The organism is Beijerinckia sp. L45 (assembly GCF_009765775.1).
Classification (GTDB): domain Bacteria; phylum Pseudomonadota; class Alphaproteobacteria; order Rhizobiales; family Beijerinckiaceae; genus RH-AL1.
In genome coordinates this window covers 20,919-28,038 of the sequence record NZ_LMUU01000054.1, presented here as the reverse complement: position 1 = coordinate 28,038, position 7,120 = coordinate 20,919, and the positions used below count along the sequence as shown (strand labels likewise).

The window sequence follows — 7,120 nt, the reverse complement described above, 5'->3', positions numbered from 1 at the left end:
GCAGGGGAGCGTAGAAACTCGGCCAGCCCGTATGCGACTCGAATTTGGTGTCGGATGAAAACGCGCTCAAGCCGCATCCCGCGCAGGCGAACACGCCGTGACGGTGCTCGTCGTTCAACGGGCTGGTGAAGGGCCGCTCGGTGCCCTCTTGCCGCAAAACATTGTACTGCACCGGAGTGAGCCGCTTCTGCCATTCGGCATCGGTGTAAGTGACCTCGAAAGGTCCCTTCGGGGTCGCCGAGGCCCGGAAGCTCCCGACGAAGACGGCGCCTAGACCGAGAAGGCCGGTCGCGCCGAGAAAATTGCGTCTGCTGGTCAAGGCTAAGTCCTCGATTCGAAGAGTGCCGTTTCCGGCTTCTTGCTGTTTACGACGCGACTGGGGCGAAAGTTACAGCGCCGGGTCGACGCCGAGCCAATAAGACGTGACTTCGCCGGCTCTGGCTGATGACCGATTGCCGCATGCTTGCGGCGGCCGACCATTCGCGCCAATGCAGGGCAGGCATCGCGACGGCGACCGCCGCCAGCGAGACCATGATCCATGTTCCGGCGCCCGCGACATCCGCCCGAGGTCGATTTCAGCAACAAGCCGCCGCCGCGTCGCAGGCGGATCACCGAGGCGGGCCGCGCCCGCGGGGATCTTGTCCGCCTGGGTTTAAGCCCGCACTGGAGCGAGGATCTGTATCACCGCACGCTGCGGCTGACGTGGCCGCAGTTTCTGCTGCTGATCGCCGGCGCCTATCTTGCCGTCAATGTGGTCTTCGCGACCCTTTTCTTCCTGGAACCGGGCTCGATCACCAATGCGCGTCCGGGCTACTTTCGCGACGCCTTCTTTTTCAGCGTCGAGACCTTCGGCACGATCGGCTACGGCGTTCTGGCGCCGGGCAGCGATTACGCCAACATCCTGATGACCATCGAAACCCTGGTCGGCCTCACCTTCGTCGCTTTGACGACGGGCGTCATGTTCGCGCGCATCTCGCGGCCGACCGCGCGGGTGCTGTTTGCCAATGTCGCGGTGGTGGCGGCACATGATGGCGTGCCGACGCTCATGGTGCGGATCGGCAACGAGCGGCCGAACCAGATTCTCGAGGCGGAGGTCAGCGTGACCCTGCTGCGCGAGGAAAGCAGCATCGAGGGCCGCCGCATGCGCCGTTTCTACGATCTTAGACTGGAACGCGCACATACGCCGACCTTTGCACTGTCCTTTACGGTCATGCACAAGATCGATGTGACCAGTCCGCTCTACGGCCACGACGCCGCATCGCTCGATGGCATCGGCGCCGAACTGCTGATGACGGTCACGGGGCTGGACGAAACCAGCGCCCAGGCTCTCCATGCCAGGCACTCGTACATGCCCGACGATATCCGCTTCGGCCACGCGTACGCCGACATCTTTGGCTTGATGAAAGACGGACGGCGGGCCATCGACTACGGGCGTTTTCACATGACGGAAGGATCCACCGATCTGGATCAACCGCCAAAACCGTGACGCGGCGCTCGTCCTGAGCATTTCGTAGTCCGACTGGGTCCGGGCCTCGATCGGTGCCGTGGTGCGGCCCGGGTTGCCACGCCGGACTATCTCGCCACGAATGGTTGAGCCTCAGGCTCTCCCGCCGTCCGCAAAACCGTGCTTAGTAGCCTTCGTCTTATCTGCCGGGCGGTGACTGCGTGAAGATCGAGATGCCTAATGCGCCGCACAGCGCGGTCAGTGAAACCGCCGAGGGCAAGCGCCTTGCCGAGGCGGATACCGCGGTCGGGAATGAAACGAGCTGGCGACGTTTCGGGCCCTATCTCAGCGACCGTCAATGGGGGACGGTGCGCGAGGATTATAGCGTTGATGGCGACGCGTGGAATTATCTGCCGCATGATCATGCCCGGTCCCGCGCCTATCGCTGGGGGGAGGACGCGATCGCTGGCTTCGGCGACGACCAGCTTGCGGTCTGTCTCGGCCTGGCGCTGTGGAACGGCAAGGACCCGATCCTCAAGGAGCGCCTGTTCGGTCTGACGAATGCCGAGGGTAACCATGGCGAGGACGTCAAGGAGCTTTACTATTATCTCGACGGCACGCCGACACATTCCTACATGCGGATGCTCTATAAATATCCGCAGGAGGCGTACCCTTACGAGAAGCTGCTCAAGGTCAACGCGCAACGCGGCCTGACCGAGCGCGAATACGAGCTGATCGACACGGGGTTGTTTGACGACAACCGCTATTTCGATGTGGAAGTCGAATACGCCAAGGGCGCACCCGACGACATCTTGATGCAGGTGACGATCCACAATCGCGGGCCGGTCGCCGCGACGCTGCATTGCCTGCCGCAGCTCTGGTCGCGCAACACCTGGAGCTGGGGGGCGATCAGCGACACCCCCAAGCCGCATTTTTCGATTGCGAGCGACGGCGGTATTGCCATCGAGCATTGCAGCCTGCCGCCGATGCATCTTTCCTCCGATGGCGCGCCGGAGCTTCTGTTCTGCGACAACGAGACCAACACGCAGCGATTCTACGGCACCGGCGGCGGCTATTTCAAGGATGGGATCGACGCGTGCGTGATCGGCGGCCGGCGCGACGCGGTCAACCCGGCGCGGGTCGGCACCAAGGTTGCGGTCCATCACTCCCTCACTGTCGCGGGCGGCGGAACGGCGGTGGTGCGCTTGCGGTTGCGCCGCGTCGCGAGCGAAGCCTTTGCAGATTTCGACGCGGTGCTGGAGTTGCGCCGATCCGAGTGCGACGCTTTCTACGACGCTTTGCAGAGCGGCATTGCTGACCCAGATGCGCGGTTGGTACAACGCCAGGCGTTTGCCGGGATGTTGTGGTCCAAACAATATTACGGGTTCAACATCCGCGATTGGCTGAACGGCGATCCCAACGAGCCGCGGCCGCCGATGGAGCGCCTGCTCGGCCGTGACATCGCGTGGGGGCACCTGCACAGCGCCGATATCCTCTCCATGCCCGACGCCTGGGAATATCCGTGGTTTGCATCGTGGGATCTGGCGTTCCACTGCGTCACGTTCGCGCTCATCGATCCGGCATTCGCCAAGGCGCAATTGGTGTTGCTGACGCAGTCGCGCTTCATGCATCCCAACGGCCAGCTGCCGGCCTACGAATGGAAGTTCGGTGACACCAATCCGCCGATCCACGCCCTGGCCGCGCTGCAGATCTACGATATAGACCGCGCGCTCTGCGGCGTGCCGGATCGCATGTTCCTGCGTCGCGTGTTCAACAAGCTTGCGTTGAATTTCACCTGGTGGGTCAACGTCGAGGACATGAGCGGCCGCAATATTTTCGAGGGCGGCTTTCTCGGCCTCGACAACATTTCGCTGTTCGACCGCAGCGGCGCGCTGCCGGAGGGCGGCCACATCAACCAGGCCGACGGCACCGCCTGGGCAGCCGTCTACGCCCTGAATCTGATGCGCATGGCACTCGAGATCGCGCTGGAGGATCATGTCTACGAAGACATGGCGATCAAGTTCTTCGAGCACTTCTTGCTGATCGCAGGCGCGGTCCACCGCGGCATCGGCAACAGCGGTCTCGGCCTTTGGGACGAGACCGATGGTTTCTACTACGACGTTCTCGAAATCCCCGGCGAACCGGAACTGCCGCTGCGCGTGCGTTCGATGGTCGGGCTGATCCCGTTGTTTGCGGTCGAGATCCTGCACCAGGAGTTTCGCGATCGCCTGCCGGATTTCAACGCGCGTCTGAAATGGCTGTTCAAGTTCCGGCCCGATCTCGCCTCCCTCGTATCACGCTGGAAAGACGAGAACAGCGCCAACTATACGCTGCTCGCGCTGATGCGGCGCCAGCGCCTGAACCAGGTTCTCGCGCGCATGCTCGACGAGACCGAGTTCCTGTCGGACTACGGCATCCGTTCGGTGTCGAAGTACCATCTCGCGCACCCCGCGGGTGTCACGGTTCACGGCGAGGAGCATACCGTGGCCTACACGCCGGGTGAGAGCAACACGCGGTTGTTCGGCGGCAACTCGAACTGGCGCGGCCCGATCTGGATGCCGGTCAATTTCATGATCGTCGTATCGTTGCACCGCTATCACACCTTTTACGGCGACGAGTTCGTGGTCGAACATCCCGTCGGTTCAGGTAACAAGCTGACGCTGGACAAGGTCGCGCACGAACTTGCCGGCCGTCTGACGCGCCTGTTCCTGCGCAACGCGGAGGGCAGGCGGCCCTATCTCGGCGAAAGCCGCATCGAGCAGGACGACCCGCACTTCCGCGACAAGCTGCTGTTCCACGAACATTTCCACGGCGACAGCGGACGCGGCCTCGGCGCATCGCATCAGACCGGTTGGACGGGACTGGTGGCTTTGTTGCTCCACCCGCGCCACGAAATCGATCCCGGCGCACAAAGTGGCGCAACAAAAGACGCGTAGCAACGCTTAAGCGAGTCGCAGGGCGCGTGCCGACGCCGCGCCGGGAGACGATGATGTCCGATATTCCGCACAAAGCACCCGATGCTCCGGCCCCAGAGGGCGCGCGCCCGGTTCCGACCGTGCCCTATCCGCAAATTCTGCTCGGCCAGCCGGCCCTCGTCACCGGCGCCAATTCCGGCATCGGCGAGGCGGTCGCGCTGGGTCTGGCGCAGGCCGGTGCCGATGTGGTGGTCAACTACGTCAGCCACCCGGAGTCAGCCGAGGAGGTGGCGCACAAGATCGTCGGCTTCGGCCGCAAAGCGATCGTCATCAAGGCCGACGTCAGCAAGGAGGACGAGGTCATCGCCATGTTCAAGCAGGCGATCACCGCGTTCGGCACCCTTCACATCTCCGTCAGCAACGCCGGACTGCAGCGCGATTCCAGTTTGATCGATATGACGCTGGAGCAGTGGAACACTGTCATCGGCGTCAATCTGACCGGCCAGTTTCTCACTCAGCGCGAGGCCGCCCGCGAGTTTTTGCGCCGCGGGATCGATGAGAAGATCTCGGTTGCCGCCGGCAAGATGATCTGCATGAGCTCGGTGCATCAGGTCATTCCCTGGGCTGGCCACGTGAACTACGCGTCCTCGAAAGGTGGCATCAAGCTTCTCATGGAATCGATGGCGCAGGAGCTGGCGCCGCACCGGATCCGCGTCAACGCTATCGGCCCTGGTGCCATCCGCACGCCGATCAACACGTCGGCCTGGAACACGCCGGAGGCCTACGAAAGCTTGATGACGCTGGTGCCTTACAAGCGCATCGGCGAGCCTTCGGACATCGCCCAGGCGGCGGTGTGGCTGGCCTCCGACAATTCCGACTACGTTACCGGCACCACCATGTTCGTCGACGGTGGCATGACGCTGTATCCGGGGTTTGCGACCGGGGGCTAATGCTTTGAGCGTCCTTGCAAGTCGGAGGGGAAGCGACCCCGGGCACCGACACAATGTCTTCGGCGCAGCGGCCCCGGTTTGCTTCGTTTCGCTCGCAATGACGAACAAGATTGGAAACGTACGGGCTATGCCGCCAACCGCGTCTTCAGATGGTCTGCCACACGCAGCGCGTTGGCGATGATCGTCAGCGTCGGATTGACCGCGCCGATCGTCGGAAAGAAGCTCGCGTCCGTGACGTAGAGATTGTCCAGCTCATGCGCCTTGCAGTCGGTGTCGAGCACCGACGTCTTCGGGTCTGTGCCGAACCGCAGCGTGCCGGCCTGATGCGCGGTGCCACCGACGGGGATGGTCTTGCCGAGATAAAGCGAGCGCTCCATGAAATACGGATGCACGTCGAGCGCGTTCACCATGCCTTCGAGCTTCTTGCGAAGTCGGGCGTGAGCTTCCATGTTGTTGAGCGTCACGGCCAGGTTGACCTTGCCGTCGCGGCTCAGGGTAATGCGGTTGTCGGGATGCGGCAGGTCTTCGCTCGACAGCCAGAAGTCGATCGCGTGGGCCGCCATCTGGTCGAACGGCATGTTGGGTAGAAAACCGAGCCATTGCGGCAGGGCCTCGCCGCGGATCTGCTCGCCGTGGGACTTGCCGCACATCTGGATGAAGCCGAGTGGATATTTCCAGTCGTCCGCGCCGAGGTAGTAGTCGCTGATCGCCAGAGTTTTCTGGAAAATCGTGTCGTTGCGGTTGCGCGACACCGCCATCAGCACCGACTGGTTATGCCGCATGTAGTTGCGGCCGACCTGATCCGATCCGTTGGCCAGACCGTTGGGATGCGCCCCGTTGGCCGAGCGCAGAAGCAGCAAAGCCGAACTCAGCGCGCCGCAGGCCGACACCACGATATCAGCGGAGTAGCGTTCGTTTTCGCCATTGCGCGTCACGCATACGCCGGTGACCGTTTTGCCCGACGCGTCCGTTTCAAGTTTCGTCACATAGGCATTGGTCAGCAGCGTAAAGTTGTCGTGCAATTTCAGGGTCGGATTAATGCAGACGATCTCGGAATCCGCCTTGCCGTTGGTGATACACGGAAAGCCATCGAAGGCGTCGCAGCGGATGCAGGCGCTGGTCGGCGTCGGCTGGCCATTCGCCTGCTGGTCCAGCAGAATGCCCAGCGGCAGGTGAAATGGCTTTAGACCCTGTTTGGTCCAGCAGTCGTTGAGCGTCTGGATGACGCGCTCGTGCTGGACAGGCGGGTAGGGAAACGCATCGACGGCATTCGGCTCGTTGGGGTCTTCCCCGCGCTGCCCGTGGACGTGAAACAGTTTTTCGGCTTCGAGATAGTATTGGTCGAAGGCGTCATAGCCGAGCGGCCAGGCCGGCGAGACGCCGTCCACATGCCGCATCTCGCCGAAATCCTCGCGGCGCAGGCGGATCAGCGCCGAGCCGTAGACCTTGGAATTGCCGCCGACATAGTAATGCAGGCCGGGATGGAAGGCCTTGCCCTTCTTGTCGTACCAGGTTTCGCGCGCCTGATATTTGCCGTCGACGAAGACGGCTTTGGAATCCCAGTTGTCGGGCTCACGCTTGAGGAAGTCGCCACGCTCCAGCATCAGGATGCGCTTGCCGGTCGGCGCAAGCCGGCTCGCGAGCGCACCGCCGCCGGGACCGCTGCCGATCACGATCACATCATAATGGTCGGATGACATGCGAAATCCTCTTCAATGTGGTGCGGGCGGGCCGCCGAAGCACCGGCAAAATCCGGACCGGGCGATTATCGTTCCTTAAGGCTGAGCTTTCGCTGTCGTTTCGCGTTATCG

General features: G+C 62.7%; 5 protein-coding genes. 3 read left to right on the top strand and 2 right to left on the bottom strand.

All coding sequences use genetic code 11. The features are described 5' to 3' along the window. The coding region (locus GSQ79_RS05595) for a peptide-methionine (R)-S-oxide reductase (protein WP_158807747.1) at positions 1 to 319 on the bottom strand (319 nt) is incomplete at its 3' end. 219 nt (positions 320 to 538) lie between these two features. On the opposite strand from GSQ79_RS05595, the gene GSQ79_RS05590 reads away from it, so the two are divergent. From GSQ79_RS05590 to GSQ79_RS05580, 3 genes are all read left to right on the top strand, one after another. Beyond that, positions 539 to 1,486: an ion channel gene (locus GSQ79_RS05590; RefSeq protein ID WP_158807746.1), complete on the top strand. Its 948-nt coding sequence runs from the start codon at positions 539 to 541 to the stop codon at positions 1,484 to 1,486. 191 nt (positions 1,487 to 1,677) lie between these two features. Next, on the top strand, positions 1,678 to 4,380 hold the full coding sequence (locus GSQ79_RS05585; protein ID WP_158807749.1) for a glucosidase: 2,703 nt from the start codon (positions 1,678 to 1,680) through the stop codon (positions 4,378 to 4,380). Between the two features lie 53 nt (positions 4,381 to 4,433). Then, a complete protein-coding gene (locus GSQ79_RS05580; RefSeq protein ID WP_158807745.1) occupies positions 4,434 to 5,309 on the top strand; it encodes an SDR family oxidoreductase in 876 nt (291 codons plus the stop codon). A gap of 125 nt (positions 5,310 to 5,434) precedes the next feature. On the opposite strand, the gene GSQ79_RS05575 is transcribed toward GSQ79_RS05580, so the two are convergent. Next, entirely contained in the window at positions 5,435 to 7,009 is a 1,575-nt protein-coding gene (locus tag GSQ79_RS05575; protein WP_158807744.1) for a GMC oxidoreductase, read from the bottom strand. Positions 7,010 to 7,120: the final 111 nt, after the last annotated feature.

Excerpts from the sequence above, each read along its gene's own strand:
- GSQ79_RS05575 (WP_158807744.1), bottom strand. The coding sequence starts at position 7,009 with ATGTCATCCGACCATTATGATGTGATCGTGATCGGCAGCGGTCCCGGC.
- GSQ79_RS05590 (WP_158807746.1), top strand. The coding sequence starts at position 539 with ATGTTCCGGCGCCCGCGACATCCGCCCGAGGTCGATTTCAGCAACAAG.
- GSQ79_RS05585 (WP_158807749.1), top strand. The coding sequence starts at position 1,678 with ATGCCTAATGCGCCGCACAGCGCGGTCAGTGAAACCGCCGAGGGCAAG.
- GSQ79_RS05580 (WP_158807745.1), top strand. The coding sequence starts at position 4,434 with ATGTCCGATATTCCGCACAAAGCACCCGATGCTCCGGCCCCAGAGGGC.